Below are 26,441 nucleotides of genomic sequence, written 5' to 3'. Positions count from 1 at the left end.
GTCAGGCCCCCAGGAAGGTGCCGAGGCTGGCTTCGGCCAGAAGAGCCCCGAAATGCAGGAAAAGGTAGAGAAGCGAGAGCTTGAACACCCGCCGCTCCGCCGCGAAGCGGTCGGCTTCGGCCGCGGCGCGGTCGCGCCGCCAGACCCGCCAGCAGGCGCCGACAAAGAGAAGGTTCAGCACGACGCTGGCCGCCAGATAGACAGGCCCGGCCACCGGCGTGAGTCCCAGCGCCAGCGACACCGGCACGAGAAGGATCGCATAGCCCAGGATGTGGTTGCGCGTGACGCGGTCGCCGTGGGTCTCGGTCAGCATCGGCACCTGCGCGAGCCCGTAGTCGCCCCGCACGAACAGCGCGAGCGCCCAGAAGTGCGGCGGCGTCCACATGAAGACGAGCAGCACCATCAGCACCGGCGCGAGCGCGAACGAACCCGTGGCGGCGACCCAGCCCACCAGCGGCGGCAGCGCGCCTGCGAGGCCGCCGATCACGATGTTCTGCGGCGTGCGCCGCTTGAGCCACATCGTGTAGACGACCGCGTAGAAGAAGATCGTGAAGGCGAGGAGCCCCGCCGCCAGCCAGTTGGCCGCGAGCCCCAGGATCATCACCGAGAAGCCCGCGAGCGCGAGCCCGATGGCCAGCGCCTCGTCCCCCGTCACGCGGCCCGAGGGCACGGGACGGCCCTTGGTGCGCTTCATGACGGCGTCGATATCGGCATCCCACCACATGTTGAGCGCGCCCGAGGCGCCGCCGCCCACGGCGATGCAGAGCACCGACACGAAGGCGAGGAACGGGTGCACCTCGCCCGGCGCCGCGGCCAGGCCCACCAGCGCCGTGAAGACCACCAGCGACATGACGCGGGGCTTCAGCAGTTCCCAGTAGTCGCCCATCTGGGCTTCGCCGGGCGCGCTCAGGGGGGCGGAAAGGCTCGCATCGCTCATGAGGTCATCCTCGGGAAATCGGGGCTCTACATAAGAGAAACGGCGCCCTGGGGACAGCCCCGGGCGCCGCGACCTGGTGCCGCTGCCTTGGCGGGCCTCAGCTCGCCGGGGCCTCGGCGGGACGGTTCTCCGCGACCCAGGCTTGATAGGCCTCGGGCGAGACGACGCGCACGGTGATCGGCATGAAGGCGTGGTCCTTGCCGCACAGTTCCGAGCACTGGCCGAAGTAGACGCCCTCGGTCTCGGCGTTGAACCAGAGCTGCGCCAGGCGGCCCGGCACGGCGTCCTGCTTCACGCCGAAGGCGGGGATGGTCCAGGAATGGATCACGTCGCCGCCCGTCACCGTCATGACCACCGTCGCGCCGACCGGGACCACCACGGGATTGTCGACCGCGAGCTTGAAGTGGGCGTCCTTGTAGCCTGCTTCCTGGAGATGGGCGCTGATCTCGGGGTTCAGGTTGCCCTCGTTGTAGCCGATCATATAGCTGTCGAAGGCGATGCCTTCATCGGGGTACTCGTAGTTCCAGTACCACTGGTAGCCCGTGACCTTGATGTGGACGTCGCCCTCGGGGATCTCCTGCTGATTGAATAGCACGGGCAGCGAGAAGGCGCCGATGAAGACCAGAACCACGATCGGGATCACCGTCCAGGCGATCTCGAGCGGCGAGTTGTGGGTGAACTGCGCGGGCTTGGGGTTGCGCCGCTCGTTGTAGCGGTAGATCACCCACAGCAGCAGGCCCGTGACGAAGACCACGATGAACAGGATGATCCAGTCCACCATGTTGCCCAGCCAGTGGGTGTTCTCGGCGATGCTGGTGGCCGACGGCTGGAAGTTCACGCCGTTCGGGCGGGGCTGGCCGATGATCGGCAGCCCGTCCACGACCGCTTCCACTCCGTTGTCCGCGGCCTCCTGCGCCCAGGCGGCGGTGCCGAGAAGGGCCGCCCCGGAAGCGGCTGCGAACGTTCGGAAAGTCTGAAGGCGCATGGGCGGGTCCTTGGGCGAGGCACGAACGAGGTGACGGGGGCGTGAGGGGCCCCTGTCGGTTCCGCGCCTCATCCCATATCCTGCCTGGCATCACAAGCCGCGCGTTGTCGCACCTCGGCTCGCTCGGCCCGGTCTCACGAGGAGTTTTCCCATGTCCTCCGCCCCCTTCCGCCCCTTCGAGGACCTCCTCGACCGCAACGCCGCGCTGCGCCTCCTGCGCGAGGCGGTGGCGGGCGCCGACGACGGCGAGCTGTTCCTCGAACGCCGCCGCTCCGAAGTCCTGGGCTACGACGACGGCCGCCTGCGGACGGCGAGCTTCGACGCCTCCGAGGGCTTTGGCCTGCGCGCCGTGCGCGGCGAGACGGCCGGTTACGCCCATTCGACCACCATCGACGAACCCGCGCTCGCCCGCGCGGTGGCGACGGCGCGCCTCGCCGTGGGCACCGGCGGCGGCACGATGGCCCCGCCACCGCCGCGCACGAACCGCAAGCTCTACGGCGACGCCGATCCCATCGACGACGCGGCCTTCGCGCTCAAGGTCGATACGCTGCGCGAGATCGACGCCTTCGCCCGCGCGCTCGACCCCCGCGTGGTGCAGGTCTCGGCCTCGCTCGCCGCCTCCCATCAGGAGGTCGCGATCCTGCGGCCCGAGGGCGACCTCGTGACCGACATCCGCCCGATGTCGCGGCTCAACATCAGCGTCATCGTCGAGGAGAACGGCCGGCGCGAGGCGGGCGGCCACGGCTCGGGCGGGCGGCATGGCCTTCTCGGGCTGATCAACCGCGAGACCTGGGAGTCGACCACGCGCGAGGCGCTGCGGATCGCGCTGGTGAACCTCGGGGCGCAGGCCGCGCCCGCGGGGGTTATGGACGTGGTCCTTGGTCCGGGCTGGCCCGGCATCCTGTTGCATGAGGCCGTGGGCCATGGGCTCGAGGGCGACTTCAACCGCAAGGGCACCTCGGCCTTCGCGGGCCTCATGGGGCAGCAGGTGGCGGCCAAGGGCGTGACCGTGCTCGACGACGGCACGATCCCCGACCGGCGCGGCTCGATCAGCGTGGACGACGAGGGCACGCCCTCGAACCGCACGGTCTTGATTGAGGACGGCATCCTCGTGGGCTACATGCAGGATCGCCAGAATGCCCGCCTGATGGGCGTCGCCGCCACGGGCAACGGCCGCCGCCAGAGCTTCGCCCACATCCCCATGCCGCGCATGACCAACACCTACATGCTGTCGGGCGACGCCGAACCCGGCTCCATGGTCGCGGACCTCCGGGACGGCATCTACGCCGTGGGCTTCGGTGGCGGTCAGGTGGACATCACCAGCGGCAAGTTCGTCTTCTCCTGCACCGAGGCTTACCGGGTCCGCAACGGACAGGTGCAGGAGCCCGTGAAGGGCGCGACGCTGATCGGCGACGGCGCGACGGCGCTCCGGCAGATCCGCGCCATCGGCAACGACATAGCGCTCGATCCGGGGATCGGGAACTGCGGCAAGGCGGGCCAGTGGGTCCCCGTGGGCGTGGGCCAGCCCTCGCTGCTGATCGGCGGCCTGACGGTCGGGGGCGCGGCGGCCTGAACCGTGGGAGAACTGGCCGGGCGACCGGTGCCGGCTACATGTCATCCCCGCTGCCCGGGCCGAAACGCCGGGGCAGCGGGCCAGCCGTCAGGGCTGCGTCGCTTTCTCCGGATTCGCCAGCCAAGACGGGAAGAATGCGATCCAGAGACTCTGCCAGCCTATCGATGAGGGCGTCGACTTCTGCCTGCGGTGACAGAACCAAGGCAGCCAGCGCGACCAAAAGGCCAAGGTGCAGCAGCCCGACCGCGTTCAGCGTCCTCGCAAAGGGCTGCTTCCGCGTCTTGTGGCGGAAGTGGCGCTGTCCCGTCTTCGCCCCGATCCAGCCGCCAGCCAAGGCGACCCCGATCAGGGTGGCCTCACTGACGCGCCAGAGACCCGCGACCGCCCGCTGCTTGTCGATCCCGAACAGGCCGAAGGCCAAGAGGTTGACGGCCACGACGTAACTCGCGACGAGAGCCATGATGGGCCCTTTCATGACAAGCACCGGCGACCCGTGACGGCCCAGGTCGGAGGTCCTGAGAACCGGCGTAGCTGAAGGACCGTCAGTGCTCCACCCCCTTGCGCCTGCACAATTCCGTCCCACCTCGGCGGGAGGCAAGACCAGGATCGCCTCATGGCCCCACTCCGCCCCTTCCTCGCCCGCGTCGAAGCCAAGACCCTTCTCGCCGTGCTCCTGACGGCCGCCGCGCTCTGGACCTTCGTGGGCCTTGCCGACGAGGTGGCCGAGGGCGACACCCATGCCTTCGACGAATCCCTCCTCCTGGCGCTGCGCTCTCCCACGGACATCTCCGACCCCCTCGGGTCTCCGGCCATCGAGACCGCCGTCCGCGACGTCACCGCCCTGGGCGGGGTCACCGTCCTCACCTTCGTGACGCTCTCGGTGATGGGCGCCCTCGCCATCCGCCGCCACGGCCGCTCCGCGCTGTTCCTGGGCGTGGCCGTTGCTGGGGGGCAGGCCCTCTCGCACTTCTCGAAGACCTTCTTCGACCGCCCCCGCCCCGATCTCGTGCCCCACGGGACCGAGTTCGTATCGACCTCCTTCCCCTCGGGCCATTCCATGATGGCCGCGGTGACCTGGCTCACCCTTGCCGTCATGCTCGCCCGCGCCGAGCCGCGGCGCCGCATGAAGGTCTACTGGATCGCGCTCGCGGCCCTCGTCGCCGTGGCGGTGGGCGTCAGCCGCGTCTACCTGGGCGTCCACTGGCCCTCGGACGTGCTGGCGGGCTGGACACTGGGGGCGGCCTGGGCGCTCCTCTGCCTGCTCGCCGCGCGCTGGCTGTCGCGCCGGGGCGACATCGAGCCCGAGCGCGGCGGGCCGTAGGCGGGAACCCGACCCGCACCCCGCGCCTTCTGCGGACAGCAAGCAGCAGGAGACCCCCGATGCCCGGCATGGCGCAGACCTTTGCGGATTCCCTTCAGCGCACGGAGGAGACGGGCGACCCCGATCACCTCGTCCGGCTCTTCGCCGAGGACTCCGAACTCCACAACCTCGCCATCGCCCACCATGGGCTCGATGGAGCCCGCCGCTTTTGGGAGACCTACCTCGCCCAGTTCGAGACCATCCGGTCCGAGTTCAGCCATCTGATCGAGGCCGAGGGCCAGGCCGCCCTCGTCTGGACCTCGAAGGGCATCCTGAAGGACGGCCATCCGATCAATTATCGGGGCGTCAGCGTCATCGAGTTCGACGGGGACAAGGTCCATCGCTTCGAGACCGTCTACGACTCGGCGGCTTTCCTGACGCAGGAGGCGCGCAAGGAGGGCTGACCTCGGCCGAGCCCGTCCGTCGCGCCCCGCCGCCGGATCGGTCCCCGGCGCTTCGGCCGCGCAACTATGAGCCCCAGGCCGCTCGCGGCGAGGCTCCCGCCAGGGGCAAGCCGGACGCCGCCCCGACCGAGGGCGGCGGCACTCCCAAGGGCAACAATGGGCCGTTCCCGTGGGGTCCTCCTGTCGGCCTTGTCAGGGTCGGTGTCCGCGCCCCTCGGACCCGGCAAAATGGGCCCCGACGCGGCATGCTCATGACTGCAAAGGGCCTGAGCGCCGAACGAGTCCAGCCGCCGATGGGCAACACCGGGATCGCTTGCCGGAAGGCCAGAGGAGGTTTGGACCCCTTGCACGCTCCCGGGGCCACCATTCGGGCTGCCGGCCGCGCGAAGCATCCACGCAGCTTTTTTCGTCTTGGAGGGCCCGGCGGGGCCAGTCGGTTTACCAGATGTTAACTCTGTAGAGGATATGGTGATTCCAGCAGCAGGCGAGGATCAGGATGGTCGGACCCACTTCCGCTCACCCCCAACTCCCACCCACCCAGGAAGACGAACGGCTGGACTGGCTTCGTCTGCTGCGCTCGCGCCGTGTCGGCGTGGCCACCTTCACTCGTCTCTTGGCCGAACACGGCTCGGCGCGCGCCGCGCTCCGCGCACTTCCGGCCATAGCCCGGGCCGCCGGAGTCTCGGACTACGCCCCCTGTCCCGAAGGTGTCGCGCTGGCCGAATATCGGGCAGGTCTGGCCCAAGGCGCCCGCCTCCTCCTCCGGAACGATCCCGCTTATCCCGCAGCGCTGGCCCTCCTGCCCGATGCTCCGCCGCTCCTCTGGGCCTTTGGCGACGCCTCGCTCCTCCAACGGTCCATGGTGGCTCTCGTCGGCGCGCGGAACGCCTCTTCGCTCGGATTGCGCATGACCCGTTCCCTGATCGAAGGATTGGGCGATTCCGGCCTCGTGGTCGTCTCGGGACTGGCGCGCGGGATCGACACGGCCGCCCACCGCGCGGCCCTGCCCATCGGCACGGTCGCCGTGATGGCAGGCGGGGTAGACCAGATCTACCCGCCCGAGAACGCCGACCTCGCCGCCGAGATCGGGCGACGTGGCCTGCGCCTGTCCGAACAGCCGATGGGACTCGATCCCCAGGCCCGGCACTTTCCAGCACGCAACCGTATCGTCTCGGGCCTCGCGCTTGGCGTGATCGTGGTCGAGGCGGCCGAGCGGTCGGGCAGCCTCATCACCGCCCGCGCTGCCGCCGACCAGGGGCGCGAGGTCCTGGCCGTCCCCGGCCATCCGCTCGACCCCCGCGCCGCCGGCTGCAACCTTCTTCTGCGCGATGGGGCCACGCTGGTCCGCTCCGCCGACGACGTCCTTGAGGCGCTGGCGCCCGCTCTGGCTCGCCTTCCCACTGGGCTCGCCGCAGCAGCGTCGCAAGATCCGCTGGCCCGGCCGACCGTGCCCGAGAACGCAGACGTCCTTCCGGCGAAGTTTGCGCCCAGGCTGAACCAGGGAGCGCGCGTCGATCGGCCCGGACATGACAGACAGAGCCAGCGGAACCGGCTTCCCGGCCTGCAACCGTCCGGCACCCTGCGGGACAGGGTCCTCGACCTCCTCGGCCCGACTCCTCTCGCCGAGGACCAACTTATCCGCGACCTCGGGCGCGGGGCCGCTGCCTTGGCCTCCGTGCTCACCGATCTCGAGATCGAAGGGATGATCGTGCGGCAGCCGGGTGGTTTATTGTCGCGGGCGGCCTGAATGGCGATGAACGGTCGCGACAATTTCGCCAGACCGGCCGAAACTAGACCCTAGCACACGAACAGCCCGCAGGCACCTTTCGGTTCGGTTGCCACAGGACCCGCGGTTCGTTTCATGAAGCTGCGGCACCGGAAGGAACCGTGACAGCTCGGCAGGCCGGCGGGCGAGGTCTTTTCGAACGGATTGCGACTATCTGTAGAGCGCCACGTAGTTCGCGGATGTTGCGTTGTAGCTGGGCTCGATCCATACGCCTCGAAGCGGACAAGAACATTCGTAGGATGGGTCGATCCTTCTGCTAAGACCCAGGATCACTCCTAATGCCCTGCGCACGCCACCTCGTTGCCCAGCCGGCGGGATCGCGATGCGAGAAAACAGGCACCGGGATCGGACGGCACAGGATTCGAGTTGTCCGATTATGTTAAGCAGCCGGTCCCCTTGCGCTCCTCGCCCCCCTTCGCTTGCTCGCCCTCTCGACATCGGCGTTGGCAACTGGGTCAAGTGGAGGAACGGCGGACGTCTGCAGGATGGTCCTAGATACAAGGTGTCGCGCAGGCTCAGGGTCCCGGCACGAACGGCCCGGTGTTGCCGCTGATCCAGGATCATCGGCATGCGGATCTGGAGCAATCGTCCAGCCCCACCTCTCGGGTTGAAGGTTTCCGCAGTCCCGATGCGGGATCGGACATTGCCGCCTCCCGATGGCCCGATCCCGTTGCACGCTGTCTTGAACAGACTACGACCTCGCGCGCTCGGCCCAGGGCTTATGCCCGGTTGCAGGAACTGCCCCATAACCCGTGGCCGCACACCCGCGATGTCCCGACTTATGGTCCACCACCGGATCAGACAGGCCGAACAGGGGTCTCGAATTGGAACGGCCTGCCCCGGGTCAGGGGCAGGCCGCATGTCGTGGTCGGGCGCTTAGATCAGGCCAGATCGAGCTCGCTGACCGTGCCGATCGCGATGTTGATGACGTACTCGGCATCCAAATCGTCATCATTGTCGATCTGGATCATCCCGTCCGCAAAGGTGACCTGATCGACGTCGCCCTCAGAGAGCGCGTCCACCCAGGTCAGGCTGCCCAGCCATAGAAGGTCGATCTTGTCGATACCAGCCTCGAACTTGGTGATCGTATCGGTTGTGGCGCTGTCCGCCCCCATGTCCGTAAAGTCCATGAAGAGGAACGTATCCGCTCCGTCACCGCCATTGAGCGTATCGTTGCCTGCGCCGCCCTGCAGCAGGTCGTCACCCGCCTCACCAAACAGTTGGTCGTCCCCTGCTCCGCCGTAGAGTTCGTCGTTGCCCGGGGCACTCTGTGCCACATCAGTTTGACCGGCATCGCCCTTCAGGATGTCATTGCCGGCGTTGCCGATCAGATCATCGGACCCGTTGAAGCCCCGGATCTCGTCATTGCCCGTGCCACCCGAGAAGGTTTCAGCCTTGCTGGAGCTGCTGCTCGAGACAATCAGGTCGTTGCCGTCCCCCCCATCGACCACGCCGAAGCCTGTGAGCTTGTAGTCGACCCCAAGCGTGTCGTCGCCTGAGCTACCCTGAAGGGTCTTGGTGGTGATGGTGCTGACCTCTTCCACGCCGCTCACCAGCATGCTGCTCAGATTGCTGGCCAGGAAGACCGTGCCCGTCGTCTTGATCACGTCGTAGCCATCGCCACCCCTGACCACGTCGCTTCCGCCAGCGCTGCTCAGCCAGATGGTATCGTCGCCTGCGCCGCCGTAGAGCGAGTCCGCAGCGCCGTCGTCTGCCCCGCCGTTCAACTCGTCGGTGCCGTCCTCGCCGTAGATCTGGTCCGCGCCGTCGCCGCCGTCCAAAACGTCGTTGCCGGCTACGTCGATCACCGTGCCAGTGGCGAAGTCGCCATGGATGATGTCGTTGCCAACGCCGCCATCGATCGTGTCCCGGTTGCCGCGGCCAAGCAGGACGTCGTTCCCTTCGCCGCCCGCGATGTCTTCGCCGTCGAGGCTGCCCGAGATCGTGTCGTCACCCTTGCCGCCGTCGATCGTGGCGAAGTTGGTGATCTCGTAACCGAAGGTCGTGACGCCGTTCGTCGTGGTGCTGCCGATGCTGTTGCCGTTGTCCGTGCCCTGCAGCACAGCCGAACTGCTGGTGGAGTGCAGAACTTCGATTCCACTCATGCCGGCCAGCAGGGCAAAGTCGAATACGGTCTTCTTCGTGAGAGAGTTCAACGTTCCGATCGCCTCGACGGTGTCGGTCCCGTTGCCGCCGGTGATGATATCCGCGCCCGAACCCCCGCCCAACGTGAAGGTGTCGTTGCCCTCGCCGCCGTTGATCGTGTCGACCGCGGCGTCGTTCGCGCCGCCGTTGAGTTTGTCGTTGCCGAACTCACCATTGAGGGTGTCCTGCCCGGCGCCACCATCGATCTCGTCGCGTCCAGCCCCCAGAGAAGTAGTATTGTCTCCGGCGTCACCCCAGATCGTGTCGTCGCCCGCGCCGCCATACAGCTTGTCCGAGCCGCCGGCGCCGATCAGGCTGTCCACCCCATCGTCCCCGAACAGTGTGTTGATGCCTGCGGTGCCCTTGATGTGGTCGTTGCCGGCCTTGCCGTCGATGGTCACGAAGCCCGAGACCGCATAGCCACCAGTCACGTTGATGAGGTCGGCCGTCGTCCTGCCGTTGAGCCTCACGGACCCGCTCGTCGTGATCAGGTTCTCAACCTCGCTCGTGTTCGCGAGATCCTCCATGGAGAAGCTTGTGACGCCATTGACGGTCATGCCGGTGACACGGATCGTATCGATTCCCTCGCCGCCAACGATCGTGTCAGCGCCCGTGTTGCCCGACAGCAGGAAAAGGTCGTTGTCGTCCCCTCCTTTGAGCGTATCGATGGCGCCATCGCTCGCGCCGCCGTTCAGCACGTCGTTGCCCGAACCGCCTTCGATGCTGTCCGCGCCGCCGCCGCCCAGGATCGTCTCGGCCTTGGCGCTACCCTTGATGGTGTCGTCGCCGGCCTTGCCGTCGATCACCTTGAAGCTCTTCAGATTGGCGCCGCCGATGGTGTAGTCGACGCCGATGCTGTCGTTGCCTGTCCCACCCAGCAGAGTCGCACCGACAGAGGCCGCGGCCACGATCTCGACATTGCTCAGGCTGTAGTCGCTGATGGTCAGCCTGGACCCTTGCACAAAAACCGTGTCGCTGTCGGCGCCACCATCGACGACATCAAGGCCCTTGGCTTGGCTGATGCGGAAGGTGTCGTTGCCCGCGCCGCCGTTCAGCTTGTCCACATTGACATTGGTGCTCGAGGTGTTGAGCCCGCCGTCGAGAATGTCGGCGCCATTGCCGCCATTGAGGGTATCGGCCCCCTTGCCCCCGCTGAGGGAGTCGTTGCCATCGCCGCCGTTGATGGTGTCACCGCCGATCCCGCCGGTCATGCGGTCATTGCCGGACTGGAGGTTCCAGGTCGTGGTCCCCTTCAGCTTGGACCCGGTCGCGGTGTTCACAAGCCCGTTGCCCCGGACCGTCCATCCGCCTTCGTGGTTGATGAGGAGGTTGTCGAGCGCCGTCGAAACACCGCTCCTCTCGCTCGTGATCGCCGTTTTGATCTCACTCACGGTCAGATTGATATTTGTGACCGTGTAGCTGAAGCTGTTGTTCGACCGGATGCCGGTGATCGTGCCCGAAGCCAGGGCGCCGCCCGTCACCACGAGGTCCGCGCCGGAGATCAGGTAAGTCTTTCCACCCGAGACATAGGTCACGCTGTCCGAGGACAGGCTTCTCATTCCCGTGGCCGATTTCAGGGTGTCGAGGATCGTGGTGAATCCCTCGAGAGCGGTAACGGAACTTCCGGATGCAACGGACGGCATTGCAATTCCCCTTTTAGGCAAGCGTGAACTTGTTAGGGACCGGCCGCACGTCTCGCGTGGGACAATCCTTGCTTGTGCGCTCTTTCAGTAGGAGAGTCGCAGGCTCTGCGTCAACAAATCAATCGTGGCACCTAAGTGTCCGAAATTGGTCGGTTTACACAACATTGTGCCATTTCAGAGGATGCCCCGCCCGGTTTCCTCGTTGGACGTGGGAAGGCCCAGATTTCCAAGGCCGATAAAATGGCAACCAACATATCTTTGCTGGAATCCGGCGAGCCGCAGGGCCATCGCAATATCTGTATCCAATAAGTCAACAATGCGTATCCCGAAGTCGCCCGGCCAAGATGGCGCGGGCCGCAACCGGAACGGGAGGACCCCAAGACGCTCCGGCCATCGGGGCAGCGGGACGCCGGGCCCCTGCGCCCCCGGCCGCATTGACATTCGGGGGCCCGCGCCCACATACCGCCCCCGCCCCTCGTCCGCCTGCCGGAGCTTGCCTGATGCCCGTCGTCGTTGTCGAATCCCCGGCCAAGGCCAAGACGATCAACGCCTATCTCGGCAGCGACTACACGGTGCTGGCGAGCTTCGGGCACGTGCGTGACCTTCCCGCCAAGGACGGCTCGGTCGACCCCGAGCACGACTTCGCCATGGAATGGGAAGTCGCTCCCGAGTCGAAGAAGCACCTCAAAGCCATCGCCGACGCGCTCAAGGCGGACCCGCGCCTCATCCTGGCCACCGACCCCGACCGCGAGGGCGAGGCGATCTCGTGGCACCTCACCGAGGCGCTGCGCGAGCGCAAGGCGATCAAGGCGACCACCGAGGTGAGCCGCGTCACCTTCAACGCCATCACCAAGACGGCCGTCGCCGAGGCGATGCGCCAACCGCGGCAGGTCGACGCGCCGCTCGTGGACGCCTATCTGGCCCGACGTGCGCTCGACTATCTAGTGGGCTTCAACCTGTCCCCCGTGCTGTGGCGCAAGCTGCCGGGCGCCAAGTCGGCGGGGCGCGTGCAGTCCGTCTGCCTGCGGCTCATCGTCGAGCGCGAGATGGAGATCGAGGCCTTCCGCGCCCAGGAGTACTGGACCGTCGAAGCCGTCCTGAAGACGCCGCGCGGCCGGGAGTTCGCCGCGCGCCTCGTCTCGCTCGGAGGTCGCAAGCTCGACAAGTTCGACCTGAAGACGGCGGCCGACGCCGACCTCGCCGTGGCGGCCGTCCAGCACCGCGACCTCACCGTGACGAGCGTCGAGGCCAAGCCCGGCTCGCGCCACCCGTCCGCTCCCTTCATGACTTCGACCCTCCAGCAGGAGGCGTCGCGCAAGTTCGGCATGGGCGCCAAGGCCACGATGTCGGCGGCCCAGCGGCTCTACGAGGCCGGCCACATCACCTACATGCGGACCGACGGCATCGACATGGCGCCCGAGGCGGTCATGGCCGCCCGCGACGCCATCAAGGATCGCTTCGGCGCGGACTACGTCCCGAAGTCCCCGCGCATGTACAAGAACAAGGCCAAGAACGCCCAGGAGGCGCACGAGTGCATCCGGCCCACGGACATGAGCCGCGACGCGAGCGCCTTGCGAATCACCGACCCCGACCAGCGCAAGCTCTATGACCTGATCTGGAAACGCACGCTGGCCTCTCAGATGGCCGAGGCGCGGCTGGAGCGCACCACCGTCGAGATCGGCAGCGCCGACGGCCAGGTGGGCCTGCGCGCCTCGGGGCAGGTCGTGCTGTTCGACGGCTTCATGCGGGTCTACACCGAGGGGCGCGACGACGTGGCCCCGGCCGGGGCAGACGCCGAGGGCGAGGACGACGCGCGGCTCCCGCAGATGGCCAAGGGCGAGCCGGCGGACAAGGTGGCGGTGACGCCCGAGCAGCACTTCACCCAGCCGCCGCCCCGCTACACCGAGGCCACGCTCGTGAAGCGCATGGAGGAGCTGGGGATCGGCCGCCCCTCCACCTACGCCTCGATCGTCACCACGATCCAGGACCGCGAATACGTCCGCAAGGAGAACGGCCGTCTCGTCCCCGAGGACAAGGGCCGGCTCGTCACCGTCTTCCTGACCAACTACTTCCGTCGCTACGTCGAATACGACTTCACCGCGGGCCTCGAGAACCAGCTCGACGAGATCAGCGCCGGCGACGCCGACTACAAGGAGGTGCTCGCCCGGTTCTGGCGGGACTTCTCGGCCGCCATCGCCGAGACGGCGGACCTGCGCATCGGCGAGGTGCTCGACAAGATCGACGAGGTGCTGGCGCCCCATCTTTACCCGCCCCGCGCCGACGGCGGCGACCCGCGCCTCTGCCCCACCTGCGACACGGGGCGGCTGTCGATGCGCACCGCCCGCACCGGCGGCGCCTTCATCGGCTGCTCCAACTACCCCGAGTGCCGCTACACGCGCCCCTTCGGCCCCCCGTCCGAGGACGGCGAGGTCCAGACGGGCGAGCGGCTGCTGGGCCACGACAACGGCGACCCGATCCATCTCAAGGACGGCCGCTTCGGGCCTTACGTGCAGCGCGGCGAGGCGACGACAGAGAACCCGAAGCCGCCCCGCGCCTCGCTGCCCAAGGGCTGGTCGGCGCAGGACATGGACCTGGAGAAGGCGCTGCGCCTCCTGAGCCTGCCCCGCGTCATCGGGCCCCACCCCGAGGACGGCCAGCCGATCGAGGCAGCCATTGGCCGCTTCGGCCCTTACGTCAAGCACGGCAGCACCTACGCCAACCTTCCCGATGCCTCGGAGGTCTTCGAAATCGGCATGAACCGGGCCGTCGAGGTGCTGGCGCAGAAGCTGGCCGGGCGCGGAGCCGGACGGGGCCGGGCCGCCGCGCAGCCGCTGCGCGCGTTGGGCGAGCATCCGGGGGGCGGCGAGATCTCCGTCATGCCCGGTCGCTTCGGACCCTACGTGAAGTGGGGCAAGGTCAACGCCACCCTGCCCAAGGACGTCGAGCCCGAGGCGATCACCCTGGACGAGGCCGTGGCCCTCGTGGACGCCAAGGCGGGCTCCAAGCCCGCGAAGAAAGCCAAGGCTGCCCCGAAGCCGAAGGCCGAGCCCAAGGAGGCGAAGCCCAAGCCGAAAGCGAAGGCCGAGCCCAAGGAGGCGAAGCCGAAGGCCGCCCCGAAGAAGCCCGCCACCCGCAGCAAGGCCGCCGCAAGCGGGACCTGACACGCCCCTTCCCTCCGCTGCATCGCGGCGCTAGGCTTTCCGCAACCGAGGCGGAGGGGAGAGCGGCGGCATGAACAAGGTCTATCCGGACGCGAAGGCGGCGCTCGATGGTCTGCTCCGCGACGGCATGCTGATCGCGGCGGGGGGCTTCGGCCTTTGCGGCATACCCGAGCTTCTGATCGCGGCCATCCGCGAGGCGGGGGTGCGCGAGTTGACGGTGGCCTCCAACAACGCCGGCGTGGACGGCTTCGGGCTGGGTGTGCTGCTGGAAACCCGGCAGGTCCGCAAGATGATGTCGTCCTACGTGGGCGAGAACGCCGAGTTCATGCGCCAGTACCTGTCGGGCGAACTGGAGCTGGAGTTCAACCCGCAAGGCACGCTCGCGGAACGGATGCGGGCTGGCGGCGCCGGGATCCCCGGCTTCTACACCAAGACCGGCGTGGGCACCGTCGTGGCCGAGGGCAAGGAGCACAAGGACTTCGACGGTCAGACCTACATCTTGGAAAAGGGCATCTTTGCCGACCTGTCCATCGTGAAGGCCTGGAAGGCGGATCCCACAGGCAACCTCGTCTTCCGCAAGACCTCGCGCAACTTCAACGTGCCCGCCGCGACCTGCGGCAAGATCTGCGTGGCCGAGGTGGAGGAGATCGTCCCCGCGGGCAGCCTCGACCCCGACGCCATCCACCTGCCCGGCATCTACGTCCACCGCCTGATCGCGGGCCCGCACGAGAAGCGCATCGAGCAGCGCACCACGCGCAAGCGCGAGGCCGCCGGCTCCACCCCCATCCCCGCCTGAGGAGATCGCCCATGCCCTGGGACCGCAACCAGATGGCCGCGCGCGCGGCGCAGGAACTCCGCGACGGCATGTACGTCAACCTCGGCATCGGCATTCCGACGCTGGTGGCCAACTACATCCCCGAGGGCGTGAACGTCACGCTCCAGAGCGAGAACGGGATGCTCGGGATGGGTCCCTTCCCCTATGAGGGAGAGGAGGACCCCGACCTCATCAACGCCGGCAAGCAGACCATCACGGAGCTGCCGCATTCGGCCTACTTCGACTCGGCCACGAGCTTCGCGATGATCCGGGGCGGCAAGATCGCCATGGCCATCCTGGGCGCGATGGAGGTCTCCGAGGAAGGGGACCTCGCCAACTGGATGATCCCCGGCAAGCTCGTGAAGGGCATGGGCGGGGCCATGGACCTTGTGGCGGGCGTGGGCCGCGTGGTGGTGGTGATGGACCACACCAACAAGGCGGGCGAGTCGAAGGTGCTCAAGGCCTGCACCCTGCCGCTCACGGGCCAGGGCGTCGTGGACCGCATCATCACCAATCTCGGAGTCCTCGATGTGGTCGAGGGCGGACTGCGCCTCGTGGAGTGCGCGCCCGGCGTGACCGAGGAGGAGATCCGACGGGCGACGGACGCGAAGATCGTCGAGACCGAGGCCACCCTTGCCTGAGGTCGAGCGCGAGGACCTCGGCTCCAAGCGCCGCTACGTGATCCGACGACCCGAGGGCGAGGCGGAGCTGACGCTGTCGGTCCTCTCGCCAGACCAGGTCATCGCAGACCACACCTACGTGCCCGGCGCCCTGCGCGGACAGGGCCTCGCCGAGGCGCTCCTCGACGCGCTTCTCGCGGACGCCCGCGCACAGGGCTTCACCATCGTGCCGCTCTGCCCTTTCGTGGCCGGGCAGGCCCGGCGGCACCCGGAATGGGCGCCGCTCTTCTCCCGCTAGAGCGCCTCGCCCACGAAGACGCAGCCGTCCGACACCAGCTCGGGCGGCGTCTGGCACAGGCCCTTCGCCACGCTCCAGGCGGCCAGCACCTTGGGCACATAGGCCCGCGTCTCGGGATAGGGCGGCACGCCGCCGTTGTCGCGGACGGATCCTTCGCCCGCGTTGTAGGCCGCGAGGGCCAGGATCGGATCGCCGCCGAAATGGTTCAGGAGCCAGTCGAGATAGGCCACGCCGCCCCGGATGCTCTCGGCCGGCTGGAGCCGGTCCGCGACGTTGAAGCGCGCCGCCGTTCCGGGCATGAGCTGCATGAGGCCGGCCGCGCCCGCGTGCGACAAGGCATCCGCCTGCCCTGCGCTTTCGACGGCGATAACCGACAGCACCAGCGCAGGCGAGACGCGGGTGCCCACCGTCTCGCGCAGGATGTCGGTGCCATAGAGCCGCGCGATGTCTTGGAGCGTCTGGAGCCGGGGCGGCACGATCGCCCCTTCGGGCGAGGCCGCCATCACGAGCAACGCCTGGTCGAGTCGGCCCGGCTGCGAATCAGCCATAAGGGGTGACACCCCGCTCCAGAACCACTCCACGCCGGCCGGCTGAGCCGCCCCCCCGCCGCCGTGCGGCGCCTCCGCGGCAGGAGCGAGCGGAACGAAAGGAGTCTCGGCCCGGTTCGACACGAACATCGGAATGTTGGGGTCGATCTGCACGGTGATGCGGTCGGTGCTGCCCGCAATCGGCACGCCGATCCGCTTGAAGGTGAAATCCTCGGCCTCCACCGGCCCCGTCAGCGCCCCAAGAATCAGGCCGGCCGCCGCGGCAGTTTGCCACGATCCTGCCCGCTTCATTAACACCGCCTCCACCTGTCGCCGCATGCTCGCTCCTCCGTCGCCGACCCTGCCCGCGCCACGCGCGAACAATGCCCGCCCTTGCGGGCAGCGGCGAGCGGCACCCTCAAGTACCCGTGATTTCGCTTTGCCGCTGAGGAAGCACGGCCACGGTGTCCGGCTTTCGAGAGCCCGTAACGGTCGCCGGAGCGACCAATCATGGAGCCGCGCCGAACGAAAGGACAGCCAAATGCACGAAACCCGTCCAACTCTCGCCAGATTCCAAGAGCCATATCCGGTCATCGACGACGGGGGTGCGAGGACCATGAGACGCCCCAAGCGACCCGGCGCGGTGTGAAGCTCAAGAACCCCTGAGGAGCCAGACATGCTGAACTTCATCAAGAACTTCCGCGCCGACGAAGACGGCGCCGTGACCGTCGACTGGGTGGTGCTCACCGCTGCCGTCGTCGGCCTGGGCATCGTTGTCCTGAACTCGATCTCCGAGAACGCCAAGGGCACGGCCGACAACATCGCCACGGCCGTCGGCGAAGCCGGCACGAACATCCAGAGCTCGACCGCCGGCAACGACTGATCGCAGTCGGGGTAGGGCTCACCTTCGCCGCCAGCCTGGTCATCGCTATCCCAGGCGCTGCGTCGGGCCAAACCAAAGGCCCAGCCTACCTAAGCGGCGATGCCGCGGGCATCATCCAGCACCGGATCGTCAGCTCTCAAGGCTATCGGCCGCAGGAAAGCAGGCGTTGGGCCGCTCCTTGAAGGCGCGGCCCTATCGCTTTTTAGGTACCGGCCGCGGACCCGCACGCGACCCGCCCCACCCCGGCCACAATTCGGCGGCAGTCTCTGGCGCGAAGATCGGGGCGCGCCCGGATCTGATATGCGCGTGGAGGTCGTCATGAAGTTTATCGTCGAGCGGTTCGCGCGGGATGAATCCGGGGCCGTCACCGTCGATTGGGTCGTGCTGACTGCCGCCATCGCCCTGATCGGCGCCGGAATCGTGGCGATCATGTCAGACGAAACAACGCAGCTCGGCGCCGACACCGGGGCCGCCCTAGCCAAGATCGAGATGCCGACACTCGATCCTTTGTGACTTCCAGAACGGGAGATATCCTGATGAAGAACGTGTTCGGACTGGTTCTGGTCGCCGGGCTCGGGCTGGCCGGGACGGCCGTCTATATGGTGCGCGGCCAATTCGAAACGCAGGCCGTGATGCTTTCGCAATACGAACAGGCCCTGCAGGCCGCGACCCCGACCGTCGAGGTCTACGCCGTCAACCGCCGGATTAGCTACGGCGAGTCGATCACTCCGTCTGACGTGCAGCTCATTCGCTACGCCGAGCCCTTCCTGCCCGAGGGCGTGTTCCGCACCGAGGAAGAACTTTTCCCCGAAGGTCCTGACGTGCCGCGCGTGGCCCTGCGCCCGATGGAGCTCAACGAGCCCCTGCTGGTCGTCAAGGTGACGGAGCCCGGCGGCGACGTGGGAATCACGCAGCGCCTGACCCCGGGACTGCGGGCCTTCGCCATCGGGGTGGACGCAACCTCCGGGGTGTCGGGCTTCCTGCGGCCTGGCGACCGGGTGGATGTCTACTGGACCGGCACGGTCGAGGAAGGCGGTCAGGAAGCGCGTCAGGTCACCCAACTCATCGAGTCCGGCCTCAGGCTCGTGGCCATCGACCAGTCGACCGACGACACGGCGATGGACATCGATATCGCCAGCAACGTGACCGTGGAGGTCACCCCCCAGCAGGTGGCCAACCTCGCCCAGGCGCAGGCCTCGGGCTCGCTGTCGCTGTCGCTGGTCGGACAGACAGATGATACGGTGGCTTCCGCCATCGAGGTGGACCAGAAGGCCCTGCTGGGCCTTGAGGACGCCCCCGCTCCCGCGCCCGCGCCGGTGGTGATGGCGCCCGAGCCCCCGCCTCCCCCCCCGCGCATCTGCACCGTGCGCACCCGCAAGGGCGCCGAGGTCTTCGAGACGCCGGTTGACTGCCCGGCCGGCTGACGGCGCCCCCAATCGATCGACCCACGACACGCGGCGCGCTCCTGTCCAGGGGCGCGCCGCTTCGTCTTGCAACAGGCCGGAGGATGGCGGCTCTGTGGCGGCTGGGGCACGACTGGCTCGCGAGGACGTGAGAGGTCGTCGGATCGCTTGCCAGACGGACGCGGGGGCGACAGGCTCTCTGAAAAGGACGGACCGCCTTCGGGCTATAGCAACGTCCGCATCCGGGACCGAGAGGCAGGAGTGATGACCACACACCGTTTCCTGCAGGCCGCCTTGGCGGGCCTGACCTTGGCAGTGGCGGGCCTTCCTTCCGGCGTGCCGGCCCAGACGCTGACCGTGCTGACCGGCAGCGTGAGCGAGCCGCTGGACGTTCCGCTCAACCGCGCCGTCGTGGTCGAGTCGGACGTCCCCTTCACCGAACTCAGCATCGCGAACCCCGGCATCGCCGACATCTCGTCGCTGTCGGACCGCACCATCTATGTGCTGGGCAAGGCGCCGGGCCGCACGACGCTGACCCTTCTGGGCGCCGACGGCCAGCTCATCGCCAACGTCGAGGTGCGCGTCACCCCCGACATCGCCGAATTCAAGGAACGGCTCGAGCAGATCCTTCCTGGCCAAGGCATCGAGGTGCGGACCGCCAACGACGGCATCGTGCTGTCGGGCACCGTGGACAGCATCCAGGATCTCGACCGCGCGATCGAACTGGCCAACCGCTACGCGCCCGACCGGGTCTCGAACCTGCTCACGGTGGGCGGAACCCAGCAGGTCATGCTCCAGGTCCGATTCGCCGAGATGAACCGCTCGGTTTCCAAGTCGCTGTCCTCGTCTCTGGCCCTGCAGGGCACAGGCTTCGGCGACGACCTGGGAATCTCGGCCGGGACAGGCTCGCTCAACACCTCGGGCGGCGTGAACAACGCGTTTGGGGGCAACATCCCGACGGCCAACACCAACAACGGCGCGATCCTTTTCGGCTTCAACGCCGGCGGGCTCGAAGTCGGCCTCCTGCTCGAGGCGCTGGAAAGCCGGGGCGTGGTCCGCACACTGGCCGAGCCCAACCTCACGGCCCTTTCCGGCCAGGAAGCGCGCTTCCTCGCAGGCGGGGAATATCCCGTGCCCGTGGCACAGGACGAGAACACGATCTCGGTCGAGTACAAGCCCTTCGGCGTCGAGCTGGGTTTCGTTCCCCGCGTCGTCGACGGCGACCTCATCAACATCGAGATGCAGGCGGCCGTGTCCTCGATCGACCCGGCCAATGGCGTGAACCTCGGTGGCGGCTTCACCATTGACGCGTTCCGCCGGCGCGAGACCTCGACGACCGTGGAGATGCGCGACGGCGAGAGCTTTGCGATCGCGGGCCTCCTGTCGGACGACTTCCGCGACCTGAACGGGCAGGTGCCCTTCCTGGGCGACATTCCGGTCCTGGGGGCCCTGTTCCGCTCGGCCGAATATCAGCGTGCCCAGACCGAGCTCGTGATCATCATCACGCCGCATCTGGTCACGCCCACCCGCGGCGAGGCGCTGGCGCTTCCCACTGACCGCGTGCGGCCGCCCTCCGAGCGGGACCTGTTCCTGTTCGGGCGGGTCGAGGCCGCCCAGGCGCCCCGGTCGGGCGGCGCAGGCGAAGTGGCGCGCCAAGACTTTTCCGGCTCCTACGGCTATGTGATGGATTGAGGGACGTGATGCGGCGGCTAATTCTCGGCACGATCCCGGCGGCCCTCCTCCTCGCGGGCTGCGCCCCCGAGCTGGGCGGCGAGCTGTCGAACAGGGGCTTCGGCAACGCGACCATGAACAACGTCCTGATCCAGTCGGGTCAGATGTCCTATGCGGTCTCCCTGTCGAACCGCTTCGCCGACGCCGTGCCCACCACCATCAACTTCGCCTTCGACTCGGCCGAGCTCGACGCCGAGGCGCGGACTGCGCTCGCGCAGCAGGCCGCCTTCATCCGCCAGTTCCCCGAAGTGCGTTTCGCGGTCTACGGGCATACCGACCTCGTGGGCTCGGCCGCCTACAACGAAGGCTTGGGCCTGCGCCGTGCCCAGGCTGCGGTCAGCTTCCTCGTGTCGCAGGGCATCGATCGCGGCCGGCTCGAGGCGCTGGTCTCGCAGGGCGAAACGCAGCCCCTCGTCGCGACTCAGTCGCCCGAGCGGGCGAACCGCCGCACCGTGACGGACGTGCGCGGCTTCGTCGAGGACAATCCCGACGTGCTCAACGGCAAGTACGCGGCGATCGTCTTCCGCGAATATGTCCTCTCGGCCACGACCCCGACCGGCTTCGCCGCCAGCGGCGGTGGTGGAGGTGAGGCCGCAGGTGGCGAAGGCGGCGGTGAGGGCGGTGCGGCAGGCGGTTGATAATCCACCCTCCAACCACGCAGTTGTTTCGATCAACCCCATAAACACACGGTTCCGGCCCCAATCTTGTCACCATTCCGCGCAATCCTGCACATCAGCGCCTGACCTGCCGCGCTTCGGCGCGGGTCAGGCCCCAGGAACGAGGCCGGGCCCGATCCGGCCCAGGAGGTAGGTGCCATGAGCAGGAACGTCGGGTTGCTGAGCGAGGCCCCATCCATCGCGGCCTGCACGATCAGCCGCGACGTGCAGAAGTTCGACCTTCTGATCGAGGACATGCAGAACGTCGCGGCCGATCGCTGGGGTGATCTCGGCTTCAACGAAGCGCTGACCTTCCTCGACCAGCCCGATGCCGAGCATCTGGATTTCGTGGTCGTGGCCATCGACGAAAGCGATGAAGGCGACCTCGAACCCGTTGTAGCGATCATCGCCGCCGCCCGCGCCAAGGGTGTCCGGGTGATCCTCGTGGCCGAGGACGTGTCGCCGGCGGCGCTCCACCAACTCCTCCGCGAGGGCGCAGACGAGTTCATTCCCTATCCCCTTCCCGAGGGCGAGCTTCTGCGGGCCGTCAGCAGCCCCAAGCGGGGCCGGGGCTCCAAGCCCAGCGCCGCCGCCGACACCCCGGCCGAGGCGCCGGCGGGCGGCGGCCATTCCGGCGTGGTGATTCCCGTCTACGCCATGGCCGGCGGCGCCGGCGGGACGACGCTGGCCGTCAACCTGGCCTGGGAACTCGCGACTCTCGACAAGGACCTCTCCCCCAAGGTCTGCCTCATCGATCTCGGGCTCCAGTTCGGCTCGGTGGCAACCTTCCTCGACTTGCCCCGGCGCGAGGCCGTGCAGGAGATGCTGGCCGACACGGGCGCCCTCGACGGCGACGTGCTGGATGGGGCGCTGCAGACCTACAACGATCGCCTTCACGTCCTCACCGCACCCCTCGACCTCGTACCCATGGACCTCGTGAGCCCGGCCGACGTCGCGCGGCTCATCGAGACGGCTCGGGTGAACTTCGACTACGTGGTGATCGACACGCCCCCCGTGATGGCGGACTGGAGCGAGGCCGTCCTGAACGCGGCTCACATCTGCTTCGCCGTGATCGGTCTCGACATGCGATCGGCGCAGAACACGTTGCGCATCAAACGGGCGCTCGCCGCCGAAGGGCTGCCCTTCCACAAGTTCCGCTTCGCGCTCAACCGCGCGCCGGGCTTCGCCGACCTGTCGGGGCGGTCACGCGTCAAGCGGATGGCCGAATCGCTCGGCATCTCGATCGAGCTGCAGTTCCCCGATGGGGGACGCGTGGCGGCCGAGGCCGCCGACCAAGGCCTTCCCTTGGCCGAGGCTGCGCCCAAGAATGCGCTGCGCCGGGAGATCGCCAAGCTCGCCAAGTCGATCCACGAGATCAACCTCGCGGAGGCGGCGCCCCAGAAGGTCCGCGCCCGCGCCTGACCCTTCGAACCTGGTTCCCCGATGTTCTCGAAGTTCCGCAAGTCTGACGTCACAAAACCCGAGCCCGTCACCGCCGGTCTGGCCCCCGCCGCCGCGCCGACCGCCGCGCCCGGCCCCGCCCCTGCCGATCCCGCACGCGCCCTGATGCGCCCGGGCCAGGTCCGCCCCGCCGAGGCGCAGGGCGCCGACCAGGCGCGCAAGCGCAAGGAGAAGCTCCAGGAGGTCAAGCTCGAGCTGCACAAGGTGCTGCTCGACAACCTCAACCTCGCCGCTCTCGACAAGGCTTCCGAGCAGGACCTCCGGCAGGAGATCCAGAACATCGCCGGCGAGTCCATCGACGACATGGGCATGCCCATCAACCGCGACGAGCGCGCCCAACTCTACCAAGACCTTTACGACGAGGTCCGCGGCCTCGGCCCCCTCGAAGCGCTGCTGAAGGACGACACCGTCAACGACATCCTAGTGAACGGCCCGCACCAGATCTTCGTGGAACGGGCGGGCAAGCTCCAGATCACCGACATCACCTTCAAGGACGAGAAGCACCTCCTCCGAATCATCGACAAGATCGTCTCGGCCGTGGGCCGGCGCGTGGACGAATCGAACCCTTATGTCGACGCCCGTCTTGCCGACGGCTCGCGCTTCAACGCCATGGTGCCACCCGTGGCGGTGGACGGCTCGCTCGTCTCCATTCGGAAGTTCAAGAAGGACAAGCTGTCGATCGACGACCTCGTTCGCTTCGGCGCCTTCTCCGAGGAGATGGCCGCCTATCTCCAGGCCGCCGTGTCGACCCGCCTCAACATCATCGTGTCGGGCGGCACGGGCTCGGGTAAGACGACCACCCTCAACGCGCTCTCGTCTTTCATCGGCAACGAGGAACGCGTCCTCACCATCGAGGACACCGCCGAACTCCAGCTCCAGCAGACCCATGTGGGCCGCATGGAGAGCCGCCCCCCCAACGTCGAGGGCAAGGGCGCCGTGACCCAGCGCGACTGCCTGCGCAACGCGCTCCGGATGCGTCCCGACCGCATCATCGTGGGGGAAACCCGCGGCGAGGAGGTCATCGACATGCTCCAGGCCATGAACACCGGCCACGATGGCTCGATGACCACGATCCACGCCAACTCCGCCCGCGACGGCGTGAGCCGCCTCGAGAACATGGTCGCGATGGCCGGGATCGAGATGCCGCTCAAGGCCGTGCGCGCCCAGATCGCCTCGGCCGTGAACCTGATCGTGCAGGCCTCGCGCCTGCAGGACGGCTCGCGCCGCATGACCTCGATCACCGAGATCACCGGCATGGAAGGCGAGGTCATCTCCATGCAGGAGGTGTTCCGCTTCCAGCGCACGGGCCTGACGCCCGAGAACAAGATCCTCGGGCACTTCACCGCCACGGGCGTGCGCTCGCACTTCAGCGAGCGGTTCCGGCTCTGGGGCTACGACCTGCCGCCGTCCATCTTCGAACCGACCAAGGGGTGACGCCATGGAAATCTCGGCCGAGCCGATCATCTACGGACTGATCTTCATCGCGGTGCTCGCGCTGGTCGAAGGCATCTACCTCACGGCCTTCGGCAAGTCGATCAGCCTCAACAGCCGCGTGAACCGCCGCCTCGACCTCCTGGAAAAGGGCGCGGGCCGCGAAAAGGTGATGGACCAGCTCCGCAAGGAGATGACCCAGCACATCAAGTCGCAGTCGATCCCCTTCTACTCGCTTCTCGCGGAGAAGGCGCAGAAGGCCAACATCGCCTTCACGCCCATCCAACTCATCCTTATCATGATCGTGCTCTCGGGCCTGGCCTTCGTGGGCATGACCTTCGGCACAGGCGCCTCCACCCCCGTGCGCGCCGCCGTCGCGGTCGCCATGGGCGTGGGCGGCGTCTATGTCTGGGTCGGCCACAAGGCCAAGAAGCGCCTCTCTATGATCGAGGAGCAGCTCCCCGAGGCGGTGGAGCTCATGGTCCGGTCCCTGCGCGTGGGCCATCCCTTCTCCTCCTCCATCGGCATCGTGGCCCAGGAGATCCCCGATCCGCTGGGCAGCGAGATCGGCATGATCGCCGACGAGGCCGCCTACGGCCGCGACATGGGCGAGGCGCTCAAGCACATGGCCGAGCGGATCGGCATGCAGGACCTCCGCTTCCTTGCGGTGGCGGTCTCGATCCAGCAGCAGGCGGGCGGCAACCTGGCCGAGATCCTCGACGGCCTGGCCAAGGTGATCCGCGCGCGGTTCAAGCTCTTCCGCCGCGTCAAGGCCATCACCGCCGAAGCCAAGTGGTCCTCGAACTTCCTGTCGGGCTTCCCGCTCGTGGCGCTGGTGGGGATCAACGTCGCCCAGCCCAACTACTACGACAAGGTCCGCGAGACGATCTATTTTACCCCCGCCTGCTTGGTCGTGGGCGCCTTCCTGGTGGCCAACGTCTTTGTGATGCGGGCCCTCGTGAACATCAAGGTCTGAGGGATTCCCATGTCCGTTCTCGCGTCCTTCAACGACTGGCTCATCGCGACGCTGGGCCCCTCGGGCCCGGTCATGGCGGTGGGTCTGGTCGGGATTGTCATGATCCTGATCGCCCTGCCCGCCTTCCTGTTCCGGCCCAAGGACGGCTTCGAGCGGCTCAAGGAACGGACCGCCGCCGATCAGGCCGCCCGCGAGAAGGCCGAGCGGCTGCGCCGCGCCAACGGCACGGACAAGCTCGAGAAATACTCAAACTTCCTCGAGCCGCAGGACGAAAAGGAATACTCGGCGGTCCGGCTTAAGCTGCTGCAGGCGGGCTATCCGTCCAAGAACGCGGTGCGGATGTACCACTTCTCCCAGTTCGCGCTGGGGCTCGGGGGCCTCACGCTCGGGGTGGTCTACTCGCTCTACAACGCCGCGACGACCGGGATCGACCCGGACACCACCGACATGGCGATCCAGATCCTCCTGCCGGGGGTCGTGGGCTACATGACGCCCAAGTACTGGGTCACGCGGCGTCAGGCCACGCGCAAGGAGAACATCACCAACGCCTTCCCCGACAGCCTCGATATGATGCTCGTCTGCGTCGAGGCGGGCCAGTCGATGGACCAGTCCATCGTGCGCGTCGCCAAGGAGCTTCGCTCGGGCTTCCCCGATCTCGCCGACGAGTTCGACATCGTCTCGAACGAGCTCAAGGCCGGCAAGGACAAGGTGCAGGTGCTGCGCGACCTGGCCGAGCGCTGCGGCGTCATGGACATCTCCTCCTTCGTGACGGTGCTGATCCAGAGCCAGCAGTTCGGGACCTCGATCGCCGACGCCCTGCGGGTCTACGCGGGCGAGATGCGCGACAAGCGCGTGATGCGCGCCGAGGAGAAGGCCAATACGCTGCCCACAAAGATGACGCTCGCGACCATGATGTTGACGGTGCCGCCGCTTCTCATCATCCTGCTCGGGCCGTCCGTTTACGAGATTTCCGACGTCATGGGCGGCGGCGTGCAGGAAGCCACCGGCATCGAGGACAAGAACTGACGGGCCCTATGGGACGCACGCTCCTTTGCCTCGCGGCCTTGGCCGGGCTGGCCGCCTGTGGCGTGCCGGGCATCAACCGCGCGGCGGACGGGGTCTATGCGCCGGGCGTGGCGCCCGGCGGCGGCGCCGACCCCTTAGAGACCGGTCATCGCCTCATGGCCGCGGGCCAGCACCAGCTCGCTCTCGACGCCTACATGCGGGCGGCGGCGGAAGACGGGCTCACGCCCGACACGCTGGCAGGCATGGGCAGCGCCAACCTTCGCCTGGGCCGGCTTGGGCAGGCCGAGCGCCTGCTGCGCGAGGCCGTCGAGGAGGACCCCCGCTTCGTCCCCGCGTGGAACAACCTGGGCGTGCTCCTCATGGAGCAGGAGAAATACGGAGAGGCCTCCGAAGTCTTTCGCCGGGCCTATGCCGCAGACAGCGGCAACAGTGACACGATCCGAAACAATCTCCGCCTTGCCCTCGCCCGGATGCAGGACCCGTTCTACACTGGCGTCCTAGAGGGCGATCAGGCCCCGACCGGCGACCTTGGCGGGCAGGTCCAGCTCATCGGCGTGGGCGACGAGGGCGCGCTCCGTCCCGAGGACGCCCTTCTTGCCATCGAGCCGCTCTGAGGCGAGG

23 protein-coding genes are annotated in these 26,441 nt (G+C 67.8%); 18 read left to right on the top strand and 5 right to left on the bottom strand.

Annotation, left to right across the window (positions count from 1 at the left end; translation table 11 throughout):
* Window position 1 precedes the first annotated feature (1 nt).
* Together cyoE and coxB are read right to left on the bottom strand one after the other, a co-directional pair.
* Window positions 2-937, bottom strand: a complete 936-nt coding sequence (gene cyoE, locus FHG71_RS12475) for a heme o synthase (protein ID WP_139082018.1) — start codon at window positions 935-937, stop codon at window positions 2-4.
* Between the two features lie 97 nt (window positions 938-1,034).
* Window positions 1,035-1,922 (bottom strand): cytochrome c oxidase subunit II, encoded by an 888-nt coding sequence (gene coxB / locus FHG71_RS12470; RefSeq protein ID WP_139082017.1) that lies wholly within the window; start codon window positions 1,920-1,922, stop codon window positions 1,035-1,037.
* A 151-nt stretch (window positions 1,923-2,073) separates the two neighbouring features.
* Between coxB and tldD the strand changes: the two genes are divergently transcribed.
* The gene (gene tldD, locus FHG71_RS12465) at window positions 2,074-3,495 is read left to right on the top strand and encodes a metalloprotease TldD (RefSeq protein ID WP_139082016.1); all 1,422 of its coding nucleotides are present in this window, start codon (window positions 2,074-2,076) and stop codon (window positions 3,493-3,495) included.
* A 34-nt stretch (window positions 3,496-3,529) separates the two neighbouring features.
* Here tldD and FHG71_RS12460 read toward each other — a convergent pair whose 3' ends face one another.
* Window positions 3,530-3,955 (bottom strand): DUF1294 domain-containing protein, encoded by a 426-nt coding sequence (locus FHG71_RS12460; protein ID WP_139082015.1) that lies wholly within the window; start codon window positions 3,953-3,955, stop codon window positions 3,530-3,532.
* Between the two features lie 153 nt (window positions 3,956-4,108).
* On the opposite strand from FHG71_RS12460, the gene FHG71_RS12455 reads away from it, so the two are divergent.
* The 3 genes from FHG71_RS12455 to dprA all read left to right on the top strand — a co-directional run bounded on the left by FHG71_RS12455 (window position 4,109) and on the right by dprA (window position 7,006).
* Window positions 4,109-4,816, top strand: a complete 708-nt coding sequence (locus FHG71_RS12455) for a phosphatase PAP2 family protein (RefSeq protein ID WP_139082014.1) — start codon at window positions 4,109-4,111, stop codon at window positions 4,814-4,816.
* A gap of 59 nt (window positions 4,817-4,875) precedes the next feature.
* Entirely contained in the window at window positions 4,876-5,259 is a 384-nt protein-coding gene (locus tag FHG71_RS12450; protein ID WP_139082013.1) for a nuclear transport factor 2 family protein, read from the top strand.
* 496 nt (window positions 5,260-5,755) lie between these two features.
* Entirely contained in the window at window positions 5,756-7,006 is a 1,251-nt protein-coding gene (dprA, locus tag FHG71_RS12445) for a DNA-processing protein DprA (protein ID WP_139082012.1), read from the top strand.
* 920 nt (window positions 7,007-7,926) lie between these two features.
* On the opposite strand, the gene FHG71_RS12440 is transcribed toward dprA, so the two are convergent.
* The gene (locus FHG71_RS12440) at window positions 7,927-10,833 is read right to left on the bottom strand and encodes a beta strand repeat-containing protein (RefSeq protein ID WP_139082011.1); all 2,907 of its coding nucleotides are present in this window, start codon (window positions 10,831-10,833) and stop codon (window positions 7,927-7,929) included.
* Window positions 10,834-11,333: 500 nt separating this feature from the next.
* On the opposite strand from FHG71_RS12440, the gene topA reads away from it, so the two are divergent.
* From topA to FHG71_RS12420, 4 genes are all read left to right on the top strand, one after another.
* Window positions 11,334-13,994, top strand: coding sequence for a type I DNA topoisomerase (gene topA, locus FHG71_RS12435; RefSeq protein ID WP_139082010.1), 2,661 nt, complete (start codon window positions 11,334-11,336; stop codon window positions 13,992-13,994).
* Window positions 13,995-14,064: 70 nt separating this feature from the next.
* Window positions 14,065-14,790: a CoA transferase subunit A gene (locus tag FHG71_RS12430; protein ID WP_139082009.1), complete on the top strand. Its 726-nt coding sequence runs from the start codon at window positions 14,065-14,067 to the stop codon at window positions 14,788-14,790.
* A gap of 11 nt (window positions 14,791-14,801) precedes the next feature.
* Window positions 14,802-15,449, top strand: a complete 648-nt coding sequence (locus FHG71_RS12425; RefSeq protein ID WP_139082008.1) for a CoA transferase subunit B — start codon at window positions 14,802-14,804, stop codon at window positions 15,447-15,449.
* Window positions 15,442-15,726, top strand: a complete 285-nt coding sequence (locus FHG71_RS12420) for a GNAT family N-acetyltransferase (protein ID WP_139082007.1) — start codon at window positions 15,442-15,444, stop codon at window positions 15,724-15,726. The genes FHG71_RS12425 and FHG71_RS12420 overlap by 8 nt, the downstream gene beginning before the upstream one ends.
* Here FHG71_RS12420 and FHG71_RS12415 read toward each other — a convergent pair.
* Complete coding sequence (locus FHG71_RS12415) at window positions 15,723-16,592, bottom strand: lytic transglycosylase domain-containing protein (RefSeq protein WP_246045438.1); 870 nt, start codon at window positions 16,590-16,592, stop codon at window positions 15,723-15,725. The two genes, FHG71_RS12420 and FHG71_RS12415, sit on opposite strands and share 4 nt — an antisense overlap.
* 337 nt (window positions 16,593-16,929) lie before the next feature.
* On the opposite strand from FHG71_RS12415, the gene FHG71_RS12410 reads away from it, so the two are divergent.
* The 10 genes from FHG71_RS12410 to FHG71_RS12365 all read left to right on the top strand — a co-directional run bounded on the left by FHG71_RS12410 (window position 16,930) and on the right by FHG71_RS12365 (window position 26,434).
* Window positions 16,930-17,136, top strand: coding sequence for a Flp family type IVb pilin (locus tag FHG71_RS12410; protein ID WP_139082006.1), 207 nt, complete (start codon window positions 16,930-16,932; stop codon window positions 17,134-17,136).
* Between the two features lie 300 nt (window positions 17,137-17,436).
* Window positions 17,437-17,649 (top strand): hypothetical protein, encoded by a 213-nt coding sequence (locus FHG71_RS12405; protein ID WP_246045437.1) that lies wholly within the window; start codon window positions 17,437-17,439, stop codon window positions 17,647-17,649.
* Between the two features lie 23 nt (window positions 17,650-17,672).
* The gene (gene cpaB / locus FHG71_RS12400) at window positions 17,673-18,560 is read left to right on the top strand and encodes a Flp pilus assembly protein CpaB (RefSeq protein WP_139082005.1); all 888 of its coding nucleotides are present in this window, start codon (window positions 17,673-17,675) and stop codon (window positions 18,558-18,560) included.
* Window positions 18,561-18,803: 243 nt separating this feature from the next.
* A complete protein-coding gene (locus tag FHG71_RS12395; RefSeq protein ID WP_139082004.1) occupies window positions 18,804-20,231 on the top strand; it encodes a type II and III secretion system protein family protein in 1,428 nt (475 codons plus the stop codon).
* Window positions 20,232-20,239: 8 nt separating this feature from the next.
* Entirely contained in the window at window positions 20,240-20,908 is a 669-nt protein-coding gene (locus tag FHG71_RS12390; RefSeq protein ID WP_139082003.1) for an OmpA family protein, read from the top strand.
* A gap of 177 nt (window positions 20,909-21,085) precedes the next feature.
* Window positions 21,086-22,348: a CpaE/TadZ family protein gene (locus tag FHG71_RS12385; protein ID WP_139082002.1), complete on the top strand. Its 1,263-nt coding sequence runs from the start codon at window positions 21,086-21,088 to the stop codon at window positions 22,346-22,348.
* A gap of 21 nt (window positions 22,349-22,369) precedes the next feature.
* On the top strand, window positions 22,370-23,821 hold the full coding sequence (locus tag FHG71_RS12380; protein WP_139082001.1) for a TadA family conjugal transfer-associated ATPase: 1,452 nt from the start codon (window positions 22,370-22,372) through the stop codon (window positions 23,819-23,821).
* Between the two features lie 4 nt (window positions 23,822-23,825).
* Complete coding sequence (locus FHG71_RS12375; RefSeq protein ID WP_139082000.1) at window positions 23,826-24,794, top strand: type II secretion system F family protein; 969 nt, start codon at window positions 23,826-23,828, stop codon at window positions 24,792-24,794.
* A gap of 9 nt (window positions 24,795-24,803) precedes the next feature.
* Window positions 24,804-25,820, top strand: coding sequence for a type II secretion system F family protein (locus FHG71_RS12370; protein ID WP_139081999.1), 1,017 nt, complete (start codon window positions 24,804-24,806; stop codon window positions 25,818-25,820).
* An 8-nt stretch (window positions 25,821-25,828) separates the two neighbouring features.
* Window positions 25,829-26,434 (top strand): tetratricopeptide repeat protein, encoded by a 606-nt coding sequence (locus FHG71_RS12365; RefSeq protein WP_139081998.1) that lies wholly within the window; start codon window positions 25,829-25,831, stop codon window positions 26,432-26,434.
* The last annotated feature ends 7 nt before the right edge of the window (window positions 26,435-26,441 follow it).

The organism is Rubellimicrobium roseum (assembly GCF_006152145.1).
Taxonomy (GTDB): Bacteria; Pseudomonadota; Alphaproteobacteria; order Rhodobacterales; family Rhodobacteraceae; genus Rubellimicrobium; species Rubellimicrobium roseum.
Note: the sequence above shows the minus strand (reverse complement) of the source record. Positions and strands in the feature narration are given on the sequence as shown.

Excerpts from the sequence above, each read along its gene's own strand:
- cyoE (WP_139082018.1), bottom strand. The coding sequence starts at position 937 with ATGAGCGATGCGAGCCTTTCCGCCCCCCTGAGCGCGCCCGGCGAAGCC.
- coxB (WP_139082017.1), bottom strand. The coding sequence starts at position 1,922 with ATGCGCCTTCAGACTTTCCGAACGTTCGCAGCCGCTTCCGGGGCGGCC.
- tldD (WP_139082016.1), top strand. The coding sequence starts at position 2,074 with ATGTCCTCCGCCCCCTTCCGCCCCTTCGAGGACCTCCTCGACCGCAAC.
- FHG71_RS12460 (WP_139082015.1), bottom strand. The coding sequence starts at position 3,955 with ATGGCTCTCGTCGCGAGTTACGTCGTGGCCGTCAACCTCTTGGCCTTC.
- FHG71_RS12455 (WP_139082014.1), top strand. The coding sequence starts at position 4,109 with ATGGCCCCACTCCGCCCCTTCCTCGCCCGCGTCGAAGCCAAGACCCTT.
- FHG71_RS12450 (WP_139082013.1), top strand. The coding sequence starts at position 4,876 with ATGCCCGGCATGGCGCAGACCTTTGCGGATTCCCTTCAGCGCACGGAG.
- dprA (WP_139082012.1), top strand. The coding sequence starts at position 5,756 with ATGGTCGGACCCACTTCCGCTCACCCCCAACTCCCACCCACCCAGGAA.
- FHG71_RS12440 (WP_139082011.1), bottom strand. The coding sequence starts at position 10,833 with ATGCCGTCCGTTGCATCCGGAAGTTCCGTTACCGCTCTCGAGGGATTC.
- topA (WP_139082010.1), top strand. The coding sequence starts at position 11,334 with ATGCCCGTCGTCGTTGTCGAATCCCCGGCCAAGGCCAAGACGATCAAC.
- FHG71_RS12430 (WP_139082009.1), top strand. The coding sequence starts at position 14,065 with ATGAACAAGGTCTATCCGGACGCGAAGGCGGCGCTCGATGGTCTGCTC.
- FHG71_RS12425 (WP_139082008.1), top strand. The coding sequence starts at position 14,802 with ATGCCCTGGGACCGCAACCAGATGGCCGCGCGCGCGGCGCAGGAACTC.
- FHG71_RS12415 (WP_246045438.1), bottom strand. The coding sequence starts at position 16,592 with ATGCGGCGACAGGTGGAGGCGGTGTTAATGAAGCGGGCAGGATCGTGG.
- FHG71_RS12410 (WP_139082006.1), top strand. The coding sequence starts at position 16,930 with ATGCTGAACTTCATCAAGAACTTCCGCGCCGACGAAGACGGCGCCGTG.
- FHG71_RS12405 (WP_246045437.1), top strand. The coding sequence starts at position 17,437 with ATGCGCGTGGAGGTCGTCATGAAGTTTATCGTCGAGCGGTTCGCGCGG.
- cpaB (WP_139082005.1), top strand. The coding sequence starts at position 17,673 with ATGAAGAACGTGTTCGGACTGGTTCTGGTCGCCGGGCTCGGGCTGGCC.
- FHG71_RS12395 (WP_139082004.1), top strand. The coding sequence starts at position 18,804 with ATGACCACACACCGTTTCCTGCAGGCCGCCTTGGCGGGCCTGACCTTG.
- FHG71_RS12390 (WP_139082003.1), top strand. The coding sequence starts at position 20,240 with ATGCGGCGGCTAATTCTCGGCACGATCCCGGCGGCCCTCCTCCTCGCG.
- FHG71_RS12385 (WP_139082002.1), top strand. The coding sequence starts at position 21,086 with ATGAGCAGGAACGTCGGGTTGCTGAGCGAGGCCCCATCCATCGCGGCC.
- FHG71_RS12380 (WP_139082001.1), top strand. The coding sequence starts at position 22,370 with ATGTTCTCGAAGTTCCGCAAGTCTGACGTCACAAAACCCGAGCCCGTC.
- FHG71_RS12375 (WP_139082000.1), top strand. The coding sequence starts at position 23,826 with ATGGAAATCTCGGCCGAGCCGATCATCTACGGACTGATCTTCATCGCG.
- FHG71_RS12370 (WP_139081999.1), top strand. The coding sequence starts at position 24,804 with ATGTCCGTTCTCGCGTCCTTCAACGACTGGCTCATCGCGACGCTGGGC.
- FHG71_RS12365 (WP_139081998.1), top strand. The coding sequence starts at position 25,829 with ATGGGACGCACGCTCCTTTGCCTCGCGGCCTTGGCCGGGCTGGCCGCC.